Origin of the sequence: Acinetobacter sp. Ac_5812 (genome assembly GCF_013072695.1) — a bacterium.
Taxonomy (GTDB): domain Bacteria; phylum Pseudomonadota; class Gammaproteobacteria; order Pseudomonadales; family Moraxellaceae; genus Acinetobacter.
The window spans coordinates 158,526-175,085 of the sequence record NZ_LXUK01000017.1 but is presented as its reverse complement, the minus strand read 5'-3'; the positions used below and the strand labels follow the sequence as shown (position 1 = coordinate 175,085).

Genomic DNA, 16,560 nt, shown 5'->3' with positions numbered 1-16,560 from the left:
TTATCAATCAACTCAAGAATCCAACCTTTCTAGCCAAATCCTTGTTTCTCAACAAGTTTTTATCTGCATCACCGCCGATGGATGTGCATTCTACAGTATTTCAGATCGCTTGCAAGCACTTTTAAAAATTAAATTATTCGGTTGTTTTATTTTTAAACTTTAACGCATCTAATTTACTGATTTATATAATTTAAAATTTATTAATTATCTTAAAAGTGAATTTAAACAGACTAACCAATTGAAATTAAATCAGTTTATTGAAATTATGTTTTTATTATCAGCAATAAAGCAGCTTTCTTTTTATATTTAGCTTTTATTTTAAACACCTCACTCCATGCAAAAATCTGTCTCCTATTCGATTCATGTTTAAAATTTCACCACCCAAAATAAAAACAACGGCTTTGATCGCTCAAAACCGTTGTTTTCAGTGTTGTAATAAGTACTTTCTCTTAAGAAGTACTGCCTCTCACAATATTCAAGAAGTATAGATGACGTTCATATTGATCAATAATGTCTTGGATTAAATCTTCTTGCGTCCAATCCATCACATCATAGTTTTGCCCCCCCTCACGCAAGAACACTTCTGCCTGAAAGTAATTGGCCTCATCTTCATCTGCACGCCCTAACATAAAGCTAGGTGGGACAGTGGCATGCGAAACCACTTTATAGGTAAAGTTAATTTCATGGTGATGATCGACATGCAGTTGCAAACCATTTTCGATTTCACGAATCTCCACTTCCAAGTGACGGCGTTTGAATTCGCGCTGAATACTCTCAAAAGCCTTACGAACTTGTGTGTCGATATAATGCTGAACTTCAGTTTCAGTATGCGGATAATGCATGATCAAACCTAAACGCTGCTGCCAACTCCTTGGATTATTAATGGCACGCGGGGTAATTCGAGCCTCTTGAATGGCATTCATTTTGGTGACATCTAACTTCAAGGCTTTGAGTAAACCCCAACTCATCAGCAACATAATAAAAGTAAAAGGCAATGCACTCATAATAATAGAGGATTGCAATGCAGACAGACCACCGACCAACAATAGAATAATGGCCAATGCGGCCATCAACACGGTCCAAAATAATCTTTGCCATGTTGGAGAGTTTTCAGTTTTAGCGGTAAGATAATCGGTAACCAAAGCACCTGAATCTGCTGAGGTCACAAAGAATAGCATCACCAATACAGTTGCCAGCAAACTCATCACCCCTGAAAATGGCAGATGATTCAAAAACTCAAATAAAGCTACTGATGAATCGGTTTGCACAGCATGAAGTAAACTTACATTATGTTCTTGCATAATGCTAAACAGTGCGGCATTACCTAAAAAGCCCATCCAAATGATGGTAAAACCTGTCGGAATCAGTAACACCCCAACAATAAATTCACGGATGGTTCGGCCACGCGACACACGGGCAATAAACATCCCCACAAATGGCGACCATGAAATCCACCACGCCCAATACATAATGGTCCAACCACCAATCCAGCCATTTGGCTGATAGGCATAGAGGTTAAAGGTCATGCCAAATAGGTTCGACATATACGAACCCATGTTTTGAATGGTGGTTTGAAGCAGATAGATACTTGGACCAGCAATAAATACAAAGGCCAACAACACCAAAGCCAAAATCAGATTTAGTTCGGAAAGGCGTTTGACCCCTTTATCCAGACCTAAAAATACCGACATAGATGCTAAAGCACTGACAAAAATAATCAGGATCACCTGAACATTGCTGCTTTGTTCAATCCCAAATAGATAATGCAGACCTGAGTTGATTTGCGTCACACCAAAACCTAAAGAGGTCGCCACCCCGAAAACCGTACCAATGGTGGCAAAGGTATCAATCCCATCCCCCCAAGGGCCATAGATTTTCTTACCAATAATTGGATATAAGGCGGAACGGGTTTTTAATGGCAGATTATGCCGATAAGCAAAATAGGCCAAGGCCAATCCAACCACGGCGTAAATTGCCCATGCATGCAAGCCCCAATGGAAAAAGGTGATTCTCAAGGCTTGCTGTGCAGAAGCGACACTTTCAGGATCACCACTGGGTGGGCTAACATAGTGCATCACTGGCTCAGCCACACCGAAGAACATTAACCCGATCCCCATCCCTGCAGTAAACAACATGGCAAACCATGAGCCATTGCTATATTCGGGTTGGCTATGATCAGGGCCTAATTTAATTTTGCCGCTGGCCGAACAGGCAATATAAATCAGTAAAATCAAAAACACCGCAACTGATAAGACATAGAACCAGCTAAACGAGTCCGTGATCCATTGCTTCAGTTGTTGAGTCAAAAATTCAAATGAACTGGGTGCGATAATGACAATTGCGATAAAAATCGCAATGATAATCACCGTGCTTAAAAACACGTTTGGATTCACATTCGCAAACTGCGAAGATGGCTTGGAAGGCATAATTCCCCCACGTTATTCTAATGATAATGGACAGGCCATAACGGCCAAAGAAGACATTCACAATGTGAATAAAAGCGAGCTTAAAGCATGTAAAACTCGATACTAATTATAAAAAATGTGAAAAATAAAGCAGTTGTAATGCTGTAACAAAGCTATTCTTTATCATTGGAGTGTTTTGGCGCATGTGCAATATACTGCAACGCAATAAGGCGAGACACCACCACAGCCAAATACATCACCCCACCAAACATTTGCAACATTGCCAGCACTCTTGCCGCAGGGCTAATCGGGATTAAATCTGATAATCCAGTTGCCGACTGCAGACTAAAACTCAAAAACAATAAATCGAGCCAATGCTGTAAGGCTTGAGGTTGATTGGGGTTTTGAAAACTATTTGGCAGGATTAACTGACAGATACTATATAAGAAGGCAAAAGCCCAAGCGATGAGAGTAAATACGGCCCCTGCTGCAAACAATTCATCTCTGGTGAGATAACGATCCGCAAACATATAGCGCAGCAAACCATAAGCCGCATAGAAATAAGCTAAGGCTTCAAAACTATGTGCAATAATTTGTATAGTCCGATTGCCATAGCCAAGAAAAATTAAAATCGAAAATAAGAACGCACCACTCACAAAGACCAAGCCCCAAAAGGTAAACACAGGGCTTTGCCGAATCACTTTGGCAATAATCAACAAGGCCAATACGCCCAGCGACCAAGTTAAAGCACGGAATTCACTGTCGCCAGTGGTCAACATATATAAAATCAACAAGGCCAATTGAACCAGCAACAACCATGCTGATGGAAGTAAGCGAAGGCTCTGCCAAAATTGTTTTAAGGTTTGCATGTTGTTATTCCTAAAGTTTGTTCTGGTTTTCTTATCGATCGCATCATACTGCATCTAAAAAAGAAACAATCATTTTCGAGAGTTCTTGTTGCAGTCGTTGTTCTTCAATCAAAAAGGTATTTTTACTGGCATAACGCATCATGGTAAATAAGGTACTATTAATAATCACAAAAGACTTGTGCTTTAAGGTCTCAAAATCCCAATGCGGATAATAACGCCCAAATAAATACATACCGATTTCCAAGAAGTGTTGCTCCAACACCTGCGCCGCTTCCGAGTCACTATAGGCATGCCAGTTTTTTAAGATTTCGATAAAAAAACCTTGATCGGATTTCAAAGATTCAAAGCCAAAAGCAATACTTAATGTGATGATGTCTTGAATAGAGGTTTGTTGTTGTCGCATCACCAACTGTTTTACAGCTTGCCCCAAGTTTTCACTTTTACGCAATAAGAGTTCTGCGATGATTTGTTCTTTATTTTCAAAATACTGATAGATCGACCCAACACTGACGCCTGATTTTTCAGAGATTTTAGGCGTGGTCACCTGTAAAACCCCATATTCAGAAATACATTTTTGCGCCCCTTCCAAAATGCTTTCCACAATCATTTTGGCACGTTGCTGCTGTGGTCGTTTTCTCATAAACAGACTCGACTGAAATGCGAATTGAATGCGAATAATTATTCATATTAAGCTTTGATTAAATAACAATCAGAGGCTTTATGCAATGCAAAGCATGGTTAAACCTAAACGCTTGGCTGCGTTTGAAGACATGAGTCAGTCCAATCTCAAAACCAAGATTCTCAGTTATATGACCCATCAGCAGGTACAGCCTAGTTATGCAGAGTATCAGGCACTGAATACCGCCCTACAAAGTGGTGATGCGCCGATGGATCAGTTGCTGCTCTGGGTGTTACAAAATCCGAAACAGCATCGTAAATACTTTGAAACCGCGCTATATCAAGGCCTCGATCAATTGCCACATGAAATTGCTGAACTCACCACCTTCTTTCAGCAAGTGGAACAAAAGCCTGCGTGGTATGAGCAATCCAAAGTCGATGAAGCACTGAAATTCACCTATCGCTTGGGAATAAATAACGGTCTTATCCTCCGAGATTTATCCCTAATGACCGGCTATATGTACCCTGGTTTTAACCAACCTTTGGTCTTGACAGGCGCATTAAAAAAACAGGCAGGTACACGTTTGGCTGAAACCACCAAATGGTGGGTCGATATCACTGAACAAGGTGGTTTTGAACGCTTTAGCAAAGGTTTTACCTCCACGATTTTTGTGCGATTCATTCATGCCTTGGTCCGCCATCAACTGCAAAAATCAGAGAAATGGGATGCCGAGACTTGGGGACTCCCCATTAACCAGTATGATCAGGCCATGACCAATATTGCCTTTAGTGGCGTAGTACTGATTGGTATTCGTGCTCTGGGGATTTTTCCGAGTACGCAAGAAGTCGATAGCTTTTTACATTTCTGGAAATATGCAGGTTGGTTGATGGGTGTTGAAGAAAAATGGTTAGTCAATCATGAAGCAGATGGCTGGAAACTGATTTACTGGATGCAATTTGCACATCCGCAATCGGATACCAGTAGTATCTCGCTCGGCTCCAGCCTTTCCAAAGAACCATTCGAACGAAAGTACCGTTATCTACGTTCTTTCCAACAAAAACTGGCTTATAAGCAGCATTTAGAAATTACCCAGTTCTTTATTGGTCGCAAGAAAATGCAGAAGCTCGGTTTAGCGCCACAATCAGCATCTTGGTTTGCTTATTATTTAATTGGTCGAAATTTAGCGCTGTATACCAGTGCCAAACATATTCCAAAATTAAACAGCTTCCTTGAACACAACGGACGTCATCTGCAACGCATTGGCTTGTCGTTATACCGCAACCAAGGGCAGCAACTGGCCAGCATGCATCAATAAGTCATAAAAAAAGCCCTCAATCAATGAGGGCTTTTTTTATGCTTCGTTTTGATTAGTGATCTGACGCGCCAGACGCACCGATCCCTGTCATTGAACGAACAAACTGAGCATCAAAGGCTTTACGCTCTTTCTCTGCACGTGCTGACTTGTCTGTTACAGAGAAGAACCAACAGCAAAGGAATGAGAGTGGCATTGCAAATAATGCTGGGCCATTGAATGGGTTTGGCGCAGTTTCAGAAATTGCCAACGTATCCACCCAAACGGCTTTAGACAGAATGATTAGGCTCACCGCACCAACCAAACCAACTACACCACCAATCACTGCACCACGTGTGGTTAAGCCTTTCCAGAACATGGATAACACTAACACTGGGAAGTTTGCACAACATGCTACAGAGAAGGCCAAGCCAACCATAAAGGCAACGTTTTGCTTCTCGAACAGAATACCCAAGATCATAGCAAAGATCGCTAAACCTAAAGTTGCGATTTTTGACATCTTCAATTCAGACTCAGGTGTAGTTTTACCTTTTCTGAACACATTGGCATATAAGTCATGTGAGATTGCAGATGCACCTGAAAGGGTCAAACCAGCCACTACAGCAAGGATTGTTGCAAACGCCACTGCCGAGATAAAGCCCATGAACAAGTCACCGCCAACAGCATCACTTAAGTGAACCGCAGCCATGTTGTTACCACCGACTAACTCTAATTTACCTGTCACTGCTGCTTTCGCCACATCAAGGAATTGAGGGTTGTTTGCAACAAACAGAATCGCACCGAAACCGATAATGAAGGTTAACAGGTAGAAGTAACCAATAAAACCTGTTGCAACCACAACTGATTTACGTGCTTCTTTCGCATCTTTTACGGTAAAGAAACGCATCAAGATATGAGGTAAACCTGCTGTACCAAACATCAAGGCAAGACCAAGCGATAATGCATCAATTGGATTGGCCGCGAGTTTACCTGGCCCCATGATTTTTGATGCTTCTTCCCAGCTCATACTGTGTGCCTGGCTATACACACCAATGGCTTGGTTAAACATATTGGTGAAACTAAAGCCCACTGCTTTCATCACCATAAAGGCCATAAAAGTCGCGCCACTGAGTAGCATCACCGCTTTGATGATTTGTACCCAAGTTGTTGCCAACATACCACCGAAGATCACATACGCCATCATCAATAGACCGACAATCACCACGGCGATGTTGTAGTTCAAACCGAACAGCAATTTGATCAACTGACCTGCACCGACCATCTGTGCAATCAGATAGAACGCCACCACAACCAATGAACTGAAGGCTGCCAAAGTACGCACAGGTTTTTCTTCCAGACGGAATGACACCACGTCTGAAAGGTTATATTTACCCAAGTTACGTAAACGTTCCGCAACAAGGAAAAGTACGATTGGCCAACCCACCATGAAACCCAGTGAGTAGAGTAAGCCATCGAAACCCGAACTGAATACCAGTGCCGAAATACCCAGAAAAGATGCAGCTGACATATAGTCACCCGCAATGGCTAAACCATTTTGGAAACCACTGATTCCACCACCAGCGGTATAGAAATCTTGTGCAGATTGAGTTTGCTTTGCCGCCCATTTGGTAATGAACAGGGTAAAACCGACAAAGATCGTAAACATGATGATCGCATGCCAGTTGGTTGCCTGCTGCTCTGCTGCACCTAAATCAGGGCCTGCAAATGCGACACTCGAACAACAGAAACTTAGCAGTGCGAATAATTTCGCTTTGAATGAGGTCCCTTTCATCTCAGTGCATCCCTTTTTCATGTGCAATGGCCTCAACTTCCTTGAGGGCTGCTTCATTCAGTTGGTCAAGTTTAGTATTGGCAATATAGGAATACACACCACATAAGATAAATGACAATACGATAATGCCTAAACCAAGGGGAATTCCCCATGTGGTCACACCACCGCTAAATGAACTTGCTAAAAATTCTTTGTTATAGCCAACCAAAAGCATAAACCCAACGTAGATAAACAGCATGATTGCTGTTAATGTCCAACTTAAGGTACGTTTTTTGCTGACCATCTCTTGAAACTTTGGATTTCGTAGAATTCGATCTACCTGTGAATCATCCATAATTGACTCCTTATTTTTGTGTCCAACCGTGGACCCCTTTTTCACATGGGATTTTTCATTATTCAAATTAACAAGATTATGCTTGACTCGTAACTTAGACTTTGGTCTCTAAATGCAAATCTCTACTCCTTGCGATACCCGCACTTCGGGTATGATAAAAAATGGAATTTGATCACGTGAGCAATATGAACAGTTGGCTTATTCTTGGTGTCCTTGCCCTGTATATTGTGCTGTTATTCGGCTGTGCTTTTTTTGGTGAAAAGCATGCGAGTCGATTAAGTACCCGCGGCCGTATGCTACTGTTCAGTCTGACTTTAGGGGTCTATTGCTCATCATGGACCTTTTACGGCGCGACGGGTGCTGCGGTACGTCAGGGGGTTATTTTTCTACCGATTTATCTGGGTCCCTTGCTATTCATCTGGTTTGGTTATGACATCTGGAAACGCTTAGGTCGGATTCGTCAACATCATGCGATTTCTTCGATTGCCGATTTTGTCGCAGCCCGTTATGGTAAAAGTGGGAGCTTGGCCGCACTGGTGACCATCCTTGCCGTGATTGCAATCGTGCCTTATTTGGCTTTGCAACTGCGTGCCATTGCCCTGAGTGCATCCGTCATTCTTGAGCAAAATGCGCATATCCATACCACCACCAATAGTGTGTTAGTGCTGACTGCGGTACTGGCGATTTTAGCCATGATTTTTGGTACCCGTCATATTGCCCATACCGAACAGCACGGCGGTTTAATGTTGGCCGTCGCATTTGAATCCTTTGTTAAACTATTTGCTTTGCTCTGTGTCGCTGCTTTTTTCTTATTACAATCACCTGACAATATTAAACAGGTCAGTAGCGACGTCCATCAGCATTTCCATGACTTGCAACAACTGGGTGTTCCTGAAACCTTTTGGGTTCAGACCTTATTGGCAGGCTTAGCCATGATTTGCTTACCGCGCCAATTTCATGTGGCGGTGGTTGAATTACGGGATGAAAAGCATATTCGTGGCGCACGACGCTGGTTCGCTGCTTATTTGATTCTTACGGTTATTGCGATCATTCCGATTGCCAGTTGGGCTTTACACTCTTTACCTGAATCATTGGGTACACCAGATATTGCGGTCTTGGCTCTGCCTTTAAGCTATCAACAAGAATGGTTGGCTTTATTGGCCTTTTTAGGCGGCTTTTCGGCTTCGACAGGAATGCTTTTGGTGGCCTCTGTGGCATTATCAATTATGCTCAGTAATGACCTGATCATGCCTGCCCTGTGGCGCTTTAAAATCATTTCTCGCCATGATCAACATTTGCCGCGTGTACTTAAATTGACCCGCCGCATCAGTATCGTCAGCGTGATGCTACTGGGCTTTTTATTCTTTCATTTCTTTAATGACATCAATCAGCTTTCGGTTTTTGGTTTATTGGCCTTTAGTGCGGTGGCCCAATTCTCCCCTGCCCTAATTGGGGGGCTGTATTGGCGTGGTGCAAGTCGTCAAGGGGTCTATGTTGGCTTACTTATGGGCTTTGCCATGTGGAGCTACACGCTACTGTTCCCAACAGTATTGCGCAGCCTACCAGATCATTATCAAGAGTTTGCACAACATCTATTATTGTTTGGGCCTTTCGATATTAATGGCCTACGTCCTGAAGCGTTACTTGGATTTGAATCCTTTGCACCTCTCACTCACGGCGTATTGTGGTCACTGGGGCTCAACGTGGTGCTGTATATTTGGGTGTCGCGCCTGTATCGTCCAAGTGTGGCAGAACAAATTCAGGCAGAAAGCTTTTTCTATTATGAAAGTAAACCCCTGCCATCGGCTCAATCCAATACCGATCTAACAGATCTACACCTGAATGCAGCACGTCTCAAGGTTGGGGACTTATTGGCCTTGGCTAAACGGGTCACCGGTGATAAGCCAACCCTTCAAGCCTTCCAACAGTTTTGTGAACAAAACCATGTGGTTTTAAATGAAAACCATGTCGCCAATGGCATGTGGTGGCGTTTCACTGAACAATATCTGGCTGGGATTATTGGTGCAGCGTCTGCCCGTACCTTATTAACCACCGCCATGATTAACAATGGTCTAGCTTTAGGCCAAGTCGCCAATATTCTTGACCAAGCCTCACAATGGCAACGTTTCAACCAAAACTTGCTCATGACCATGATCGACCATATGACCCAAGGTGTGAGTGTGGTAGATAAAAACATGTGTCTGGTGGCATGGAATAATCAATACCTGAAGTTATTTGATTATCCTAAAGACTTAGTCTACGTTGGCTGTCCAATTTCTGATTTGATTCGCTATAACGCAGAACGTGGTGAATGCGGTCCTGGTCCTGTCGAGGAACATGTACGTAAACGACTGCACTGGATGAAAGTCGGTAGCGCCCATGAGTTCGAGCGGATTCGTAAAGATGGTCTAGTCATTCAGATGCGTGGTAACCCAATTGAGGGTGGTGGTTTCGTGACCACTTTCGCTGACATTACGGCCTTCCGTGAAAATGAAGCAGTGTTGGAAGAACGTGTCAGTGATCGAACTCAACAGCTTGCCAATGCATTGACCGAGCAACAACTGGCACTGGAACAAGCCGATAAAGCCAATCAATCGAAAAGCCGCTTCCTTGCCGCAGCCAGTCATGACTTATTACAACCCATGCATGCTGCCCGTTTATTTAGTACCGCTTTAGAACAAAGTGTGCATTCAACGGAAGACCAACAGACCTTGCAACAACTGGATCGCGCACTCTATGGCGCAGAAAGTATGCTCTCTGCACTCCTAGATATTGCCCGTTTGGAAGGTGGAACGATTCAGCCAAAACGCCAAGCTTATGCACTGCATGATTTATTAAATGATCTGGAATTACAGTTCAAATCCATTGCTGCTCAACGCAATATTCAACTGTCTGTTCACGACACTAAATTTTGGGTCGATACCGATCCGCAATGGATGCGACGTATTATTCAGAATTTTGTCAGCAATGCATTACGTTATACCGCTCAAGGTCGTGTGGTGGTCGGCGTGTTACGTTCTGCACAACGTCCGAAGCATATTCGTATCGGAGTTTGGGACACGGGACCTGGTATTCATGAACAACAACGCCTGAAACTGTTCCAAGAATTTGAACGCTGTGGCCATACTTCGCCTTGGGGTGAACAAGGTTTAGGTCTCGGACTTGCCATTGTACAACGTATGACCAGCCTGCTTGATTTTCCTGTGCATGTCTATTCTGAACTAGGTAAAGGCTCTTGTTTCATGATTGAAGTACCACTCGCTGAAGCACCAAAAACTCAAATGGCAATACCGCATGTTCCAGCACTGCAACATACCGCCTATAAAGTGTTGTGCTTGGACAATGACGAAACCATTTTAGAAGGCATGCGGACTTTACTGAGCAAATGGGGCTATCAGATTTTCACGGCAACAGAACCTGAGCAAGCACTAAGACTGATTGAACAGGAAGATATTCAGGTCTGGCTGATCGACCAGCATTTGAACCATGATCAACGCGGTCTAGACTTCATTGAGCAACATCGACTGGCCCATATTCCAGTAGCGCTAATTACCGCAGATTCGGACCCAGAACTCCCACAATACTTAAAACAGCAGAATATTGTGTTGTTGAGAAAGCCACTCAAACCTGCGGGTTTACGTGCGTGGCTTTCTGGTTTAAAAATCATGCCCATGCAATAACTAGCAAAATATTTTGCAACATAGGCCAAAATGATCAAAAAAATGCACTTTGTTCGATGATGAATTGACCAAAGTGCTCAAATCATTATTGACTATGGCAAAAACGTTCACTTACATTAGTGAACGTTTGTACACTTACTTACAATTTAACAAGTGCTTGTTTTTATTATTTAATTTTACCCTTAAAATTACATCTACAACTTTAGTCGTATTCTACTTGTTTTCTCGATACCGCATAAATTGATCAAGTCAACGAAACCTAGACCTCGGCTTGTTGGGTTTCTCATTACAAATTGTCAAAAAGGACATTGATCATGAATAACAGTCACCCTTCAACTGACCATAGCTCACAACAGTTTTATCGCCAATACAGTGCGAATGCCCTGTTACCTGAACTGGACTGGCAAACCATCTTTGTGCACAGCAAACTGGATGAAACACATTTACGCGCACTGAATACGCTTTACCAAGCTGCTGTTCCACTGGCACTCAATGTATTTAATCAACTCAATTTTGATGTATTTGCACCTGCAGCTTATCACCCACAAGGTCTTGGCTTATTTGAAAAACTGGCAGAGCAAGAAGATTCTTTCTTAGAAGCACTTGAAGCAGAATCATCCCATCTTGATCATGAAACACGCCATCAAATCTGGAGTATGCTGTTACGTGGTGGTGCTGTCTTGGTGTTTAAAGCATGGTTAGGACATGCCAAAGGTGGTGAAAACCAACTGGATAAAACCCAGTTCGATGAACTTTCGGATTTACTGTTTATCAAAACACGTCCCGAACAATTAGCACAACGCTTAAAAGTCGATACCAACGCCAATTTGACGCATATTTTCTTGATGTATGAAAATGATGTGTTCTTGGATCACTTTAACAGCTTGGAAACCGCGGCTTTATTTGTTGATTTAGGCGTATATGATGCCGCCTTTTTAAGTTTACGTGATGACCGTGTTGCTGAATATCTCAAAGCCAAAGGCTATGTGACTCAAGAGCAGATTGATGATTTACAATGTGCTTTAAACCCATTGTATTGCGATAGCTTAATGCCAAAACAAGATTGCTTGGCTTGACGCTAAAATGAAACAAGGTGGCTGAGCCACCTTGTTTTTTGTTGCTTAGAACTTCATGCTCATACGCATCCAGTAATTTCGACCGGTATTATTGAATTGCTCTTCACTGGCAAAACCAAAACCAGAACTGCCTGCTTTATTGAGGTGTTCGGTATAGGTCTTATCCAAGACGTTATCCACCCCCACTGAAAGATCGATATCTTTATTGAGGCTATAACTACCATTCAATGAAACCGTTGAGAAACCAGCACTTGGTTTCAAGTCATAGCCCACGATATTCCCTTGATGCAAGCTGACACGATTTTGCTGATCCACCACACGCCATAACATACCGAGCGTATATTTATCAGCAACATAGCGTAGATTCACACGTCCTTCTAAGGGTGCAATTTGTGGTAATGGCGTATTGTCCGTGGTATTTTTACCCCACGCATACATGGCACTTACATCTGCTTGAATGCGATCGGTAAACTGATAACCAATACCTGCCTCAGCACCCGCAATGGTTGCATCCACATTCTTCGCGCCAGCAGTAATGCCACCGCTGCCATGCCCGCCATGTCCACTTGCATGCATATGGCTATGATCGTGATAATTCATCAGAATATAGTCATCAATCAGCCCTGCGTATGCCGACACCCATGAGTTAAATGCCCCCTGCTGCTGAGTAAAACCCAGATCTAACTGTAAGGTTTTCTCTGGACGTACCCCATTAAAGGTATTGCTCGAACCTGCATTACCATGTTCAGGGCTGAATAATTCCCAATAATCTGGCATACGTTCAACATAACCCAAGCCCACATAACTGTTCACGCCATGCTCGGTATTTTGATTTTCCAAACGAACAAACGCACTGGGTAAGTTTTTTTCAAGCTGGGTATTGAAACCTTTAGCTTTAGAATCAGCACGCTCATCATCAACAGTGACTTGGTCCACGCGAGCACCTGTCACGATTTTATTCTGCGGGTTCAATTGATAAGTCAACTCACCAAAAGCACCATAAGACTGGAAGCGCATATCCTGACGGAAAGGTACATTCATCGATGTCATGGTCGGCGAGAACATACTGCCACCATGTTTATTAAACTGAGAATCGACCCCAGTGATTAAGCTCCATTGATTCCATTCAGACGTCATCGCCAAACGTGAGTTCAAGGTACGGCGCGTCACTTGCATCGCCATCGGGTTTGGCATCAGCATGGTCATGCCGCCATGGCTCATTTCAACCAATGGCGGTGTACGCAAACTATAGTTATCCATAATATGGTCGTTATAGCTGTAGTTCACCTGAGCTTCAATTTTCTTGATTACATCAGTGACATTTTTTTTCTCAAAACGTAGACCTAAACTTTCACGGGCGAATTGTGCCCCATCCATTCCACGCCCAGCATATTCAGCCTCACCATCTGCTTTACCACCTGTCAACTCCAACCAAGTGTTTTCATCTGGGGTCCAGCCCAATGCAACATCGGCATTCCAGCGTTCCCATGAAGACGGTATGGTGTTGCCATCGCCATCTTGATAACTATTCGATTCAGATCGATTGGCATTTAAACGGATATATTTTTTCTCATCACCAATCGCCGCTTCAACATTCTGGTCTAAGCGCCCAAATGAACCCCACAATACACTCGCCTGTCCACGATAGGTTTTTTCTTTAGTGAGCTTTTCAGGTTCACGTTCAAAAATCACTGTTGCTGCTGAACCAGTATTGGCATATTGAACCGTTTGTGGCCCTTTAATCACTGAGATTCGATCATAGCTTTCAGGAGAAATATAAGAGGTCGGTGCATCCATACGCGCAGGACATGCACCAAGGTTCTCGGTACCATCGGTTAAAATCTTGATGCGGGAACCAAACATACCACGAAAGGTCACATCTCCATTGGTGCCACCGCTTTGTATTGAGTTAAACCCCATAATACTTTGTAGATAGTCGGCACCATCTGTCGCAGGGATGGGTTGAATCGGTTTCTTCGGATCAGCTTGCACCACCAAACCATTGCGCTCATTCGGTTGTTGTGCCGTGACCACAATCGGTGCCATTGAGACATGTGCCTGCTCATGCTGAACAGGTTCTGCCCACGCCATTGCGGTATTTGAAGCAGCCAAGATCGCAACCGTCAGCGGTTGTAATAAAAATTTAGGTTGAGCCATCATCGGTCTCTCTTAAAACATAGATAAAACAGAGTCAGAGTTCCAAAAAACCCTAACGAAAAGAAAGTTTTAATTTATGCAAAGAGTGGCGGAGCCCGCCCTTGAGGCAACAAGAACAACCGTTGCAGTGCAAAATAAACATGCTTAAAGGCTTGTTGATACGCAACTAAACGGATTTGGATACGGACCAGAACCTCTTTCACCCCCAATTCAGGCGGCAATACCAGATTGGCATAGACCGTACAATACTGACATTGGTGGTTAGGATCGTGATGATCATGTTGTGGCATCGACACTTGAACATGTTCAAGCTGATGCTCGTGATGCTGAGATGCATGGACCGAATGGCTATGCGAAGCCTGTAACTTCGGTAATAACAACGCCTGAGTAATGGTTTCACAGACAGGCGCGATTTGATATTGCTTCGGAAGTAGCGGCTGCAAGAAAACCGCAATCTGTAAACAGACCGCGGTTAAAGCCAGCAGCAAGCCACAACGAAACAAAGAAAACATCTTAAATAATGTCTAGCGCTTAACGTTTGACAGTGACTTTTTCTTTTTCACGTTGGCGAACCACTTTTTCCACTTTCTCACGTGCACGTTGACGCTTTAATGGCGATAAATAATCGACAAAAAGTTTGCCATTTAAGTGATCCATTTCATGTTGGATACAAACAGCGAGAAGTTCGTCAGCTTCTAACACAAATGCTTGACCTTCAAGGTTAATTGCCTCGATTTTTACGCGTGACGGACGCTCAACTTTGTCGTATATTTGAGGCACAGAGAGACAGCCTTCTTCATAAGGCTGAGTATCTTCGGTCAGTGGAATGACTTTGGGGTTAATGAACACCATCGGTTGGTTTTTCTCTTCAGAGATGTCCATAACAATAAGCTGAATATGATGATCAACCTGAGTTGCCGCTAAACCTATACCCGGTGCCTCGTACATGGTTTCAAACATATCTGCTGCAAGCTGACGAATATCATCAGTGACTTCTTCGACTGGTTTGGCAATGGTACGAAGGCGGGGATCAGGAAAACTTAGAATAGGTAATAAGGCCATACAGTCGTCCTCACTTATGCCATTGATCAAAAAACCAACTAAAGGGAATACTTGATCAAAAAATTGTGTGTAAAGTCGTTATTATAACGCAACTACACACATAATTTTTAGGAATTATGATAATGAAAAAGGTTTTAAACGGCATACACTCATTTCATGCCTTGGGGTTAAAAAAACAACTGATTGCCGCTGCAATTTGTGCGGGATTAGGCATGAGCATTAATTTCGCCCACGCAGCCAGCCCAAATGTCAGTCCACCTTCAGTGAAAGTCGGTGCGCCACATGTTTATGTGGTGAAAAAAGGTGATACGCTTTGGGATATCTCAGGGAAATTTTTAAGTAAGCCTTGGCGCTGGCCAGAAATATGGGCAAGCAATAAACATGTGAAAAACCCGCACTGGATTTATCCAGGCGATCGCTTACTGCTGTGTAGCTTGAATGGTAAACCATTGATTGGTAAAGATGAAGGTGATGGTTGTGATGGGATTATTCGTCGCTATACCGGCAATACCTCAAATTTACGTCCTCAAGTCCGCGTTGAGGCCTTGAATAATAGTGTTCCTGTCATTCCTTTGGCTCATATTCAACAATGGTTAGAGCGTACTTCGGTTCTGCCAGCAGACGCGATTGCCAATACCCCTTATATCTTGGGCACAGCAGACAACCGCGTACTTGCGGGTAAAGGCCAAAGTGTTTATGTGCGTGGTAAAGGCCTTGAAAACGGTCAACGTTATGGCGTATTCCGTGAAGGTGAGCCGTACATTGTATTGGACCAAAATGGCAAGAAACAGAATCTTGGGGTTGAACTGACGCAAGTGGCTTCGGCTGTTGCCATTCGCAATGAAAATGACATCACCACGGTTGAGCTTACCGATAGTTATAACGGTGAAGTTCGTCGTGGCGATCGGGTGATGGCTGAACAGGATGCCATGCTACCGACTTTATTCTACCCAATTGATGCCAATCAGGTAAAAGACGGCGGCAAAATCATTCGTGTGATGGGTTCAATTGGCACAGCAGCCAAAAATGGCGTGGTCACCGTTGATCGTGGTACCGCTGATGGTGTTGAAATTGGTCAAGTATTCAGTGTCTATCAAGATGGTGAAGTGGTCAGAGATCCAAAGACCAAAGAGAAAGTGAAACTCCCTGGACAATACCTAGGTAGCGCCATGATCTTTAAGAGTTTTGATCGTATCAGCTACGCCTATATCCTTGAAAGCGAGCTACCGATCAAGCTTGGCTCGGATATTAAGCCACCTCGTTTAGATGACTAAG

12 protein-coding genes are annotated in these 16,560 nt (G+C 43.3%); 4 read left to right on the top strand and 8 right to left on the bottom strand.

All coding sequences use genetic code 11. The annotated features are described in order from the left end of the window. Nucleotides 1-449: 449 nt before the first annotated feature. The 3 genes from betT to A7P55_RS13150 form a co-directional block, all read right to left on the bottom strand. Nucleotides 450-2,426, bottom strand: a complete 1,977-nt coding sequence (betT, locus tag A7P55_RS13160; protein ID WP_171552433.1) for a choline BCCT transporter BetT — start codon at nucleotides 2,424-2,426, stop codon at nucleotides 450-452. 152 nt (nucleotides 2,427-2,578) lie between these two features. Continuing rightward, nucleotides 2,579-3,274 (bottom strand): ion channel, encoded by a 696-nt coding sequence (locus A7P55_RS13155; protein ID WP_171552432.1) that lies wholly within the window; start codon nucleotides 3,272-3,274, stop codon nucleotides 2,579-2,581. 43 nt (nucleotides 3,275-3,317) lie between these two features. Beyond that, complete coding sequence (locus A7P55_RS13150; RefSeq protein ID WP_171552431.1) at nucleotides 3,318-3,914, bottom strand: TetR/AcrR family transcriptional regulator; 597 nt, start codon at nucleotides 3,912-3,914, stop codon at nucleotides 3,318-3,320. An 85-nt stretch (nucleotides 3,915-3,999) separates the two neighbouring features. On the opposite strand from A7P55_RS13150, the gene A7P55_RS13145 reads away from it, so the two are divergent. After that, nucleotides 4,000-5,208: an oxygenase MpaB family protein gene (locus A7P55_RS13145; protein WP_171552430.1), complete on the top strand. Its 1,209-nt coding sequence runs from the start codon at nucleotides 4,000-4,002 to the stop codon at nucleotides 5,206-5,208. A 52-nt stretch (nucleotides 5,209-5,260) separates the two neighbouring features. Here the strand turns inward: A7P55_RS13145 and A7P55_RS13140 are convergent, their stop codons facing one another. Both A7P55_RS13140 and A7P55_RS13135 read right to left on the bottom strand, forming a co-directional pair. Next, nucleotides 5,261-6,976, bottom strand: a complete 1,716-nt coding sequence (locus tag A7P55_RS13140; protein ID WP_171552429.1) for a cation acetate symporter — start codon at nucleotides 6,974-6,976, stop codon at nucleotides 5,261-5,263. Nucleotide 6,977: 1 nt separating this feature from the next. Further along, a complete protein-coding gene (locus tag A7P55_RS13135) occupies nucleotides 6,978-7,310 on the bottom strand; it encodes a DUF485 domain-containing protein (protein ID WP_004656466.1) in 333 nt (110 codons plus the stop codon). 185 nt (nucleotides 7,311-7,495) lie between these two features. Here A7P55_RS13135 and A7P55_RS13130 point away from each other — a divergent pair, with 185 nt between their 5' ends. Both A7P55_RS13130 and A7P55_RS13125 read left to right on the top strand, forming a co-directional pair. After that, entirely contained in the window at nucleotides 7,496-10,990 is a 3,495-nt protein-coding gene (locus tag A7P55_RS13130; RefSeq protein WP_171552428.1) for a PAS domain-containing hybrid sensor histidine kinase/response regulator, read from the top strand. Nucleotides 10,991-11,304: 314 nt separating this feature from the next. After that, a complete protein-coding gene (locus A7P55_RS13125; RefSeq protein WP_171552427.1) occupies nucleotides 11,305-12,066 on the top strand; it encodes a hypothetical protein in 762 nt (253 codons plus the stop codon). A gap of 45 nt (nucleotides 12,067-12,111) precedes the next feature. On the opposite strand, the gene A7P55_RS13120 is transcribed toward A7P55_RS13125, so the two are convergent. The 3 genes from A7P55_RS13120 to def form a co-directional block, all read right to left on the bottom strand. Beyond that, nucleotides 12,112-14,223 (bottom strand): TonB-dependent copper receptor, encoded by a 2,112-nt coding sequence (locus A7P55_RS13120; protein ID WP_171552426.1) that lies wholly within the window; start codon nucleotides 14,221-14,223, stop codon nucleotides 12,112-12,114. 74 nt (nucleotides 14,224-14,297) lie between these two features. Beyond that, nucleotides 14,298-14,735 carry a DUF2946 family protein gene (locus A7P55_RS13115; RefSeq protein WP_171552425.1) on the bottom strand — a complete coding sequence of 146 codons (438 nt, stop codon included), beginning with the start codon at nucleotides 14,733-14,735 and terminating at the stop codon, nucleotides 14,298-14,300. 19 nt (nucleotides 14,736-14,754) lie between these two features. Then, nucleotides 14,755-15,285: a peptide deformylase gene (def, locus tag A7P55_RS13110; protein ID WP_005319693.1), complete on the bottom strand. Its 531-nt coding sequence runs from the start codon at nucleotides 15,283-15,285 to the stop codon at nucleotides 14,755-14,757. Nucleotides 15,286-15,407: 122 nt separating this feature from the next. Here def and A7P55_RS13105 point away from each other — a divergent pair, with 122 nt between their 5' ends. Beyond that, on the top strand, nucleotides 15,408-16,559 hold the full coding sequence (locus tag A7P55_RS13105; RefSeq protein WP_004802007.1) for a LysM peptidoglycan-binding domain-containing protein: 1,152 nt from the start codon (nucleotides 15,408-15,410) through the stop codon (nucleotides 16,557-16,559). Nucleotide 16,560: the final 1 nt, after the last annotated feature.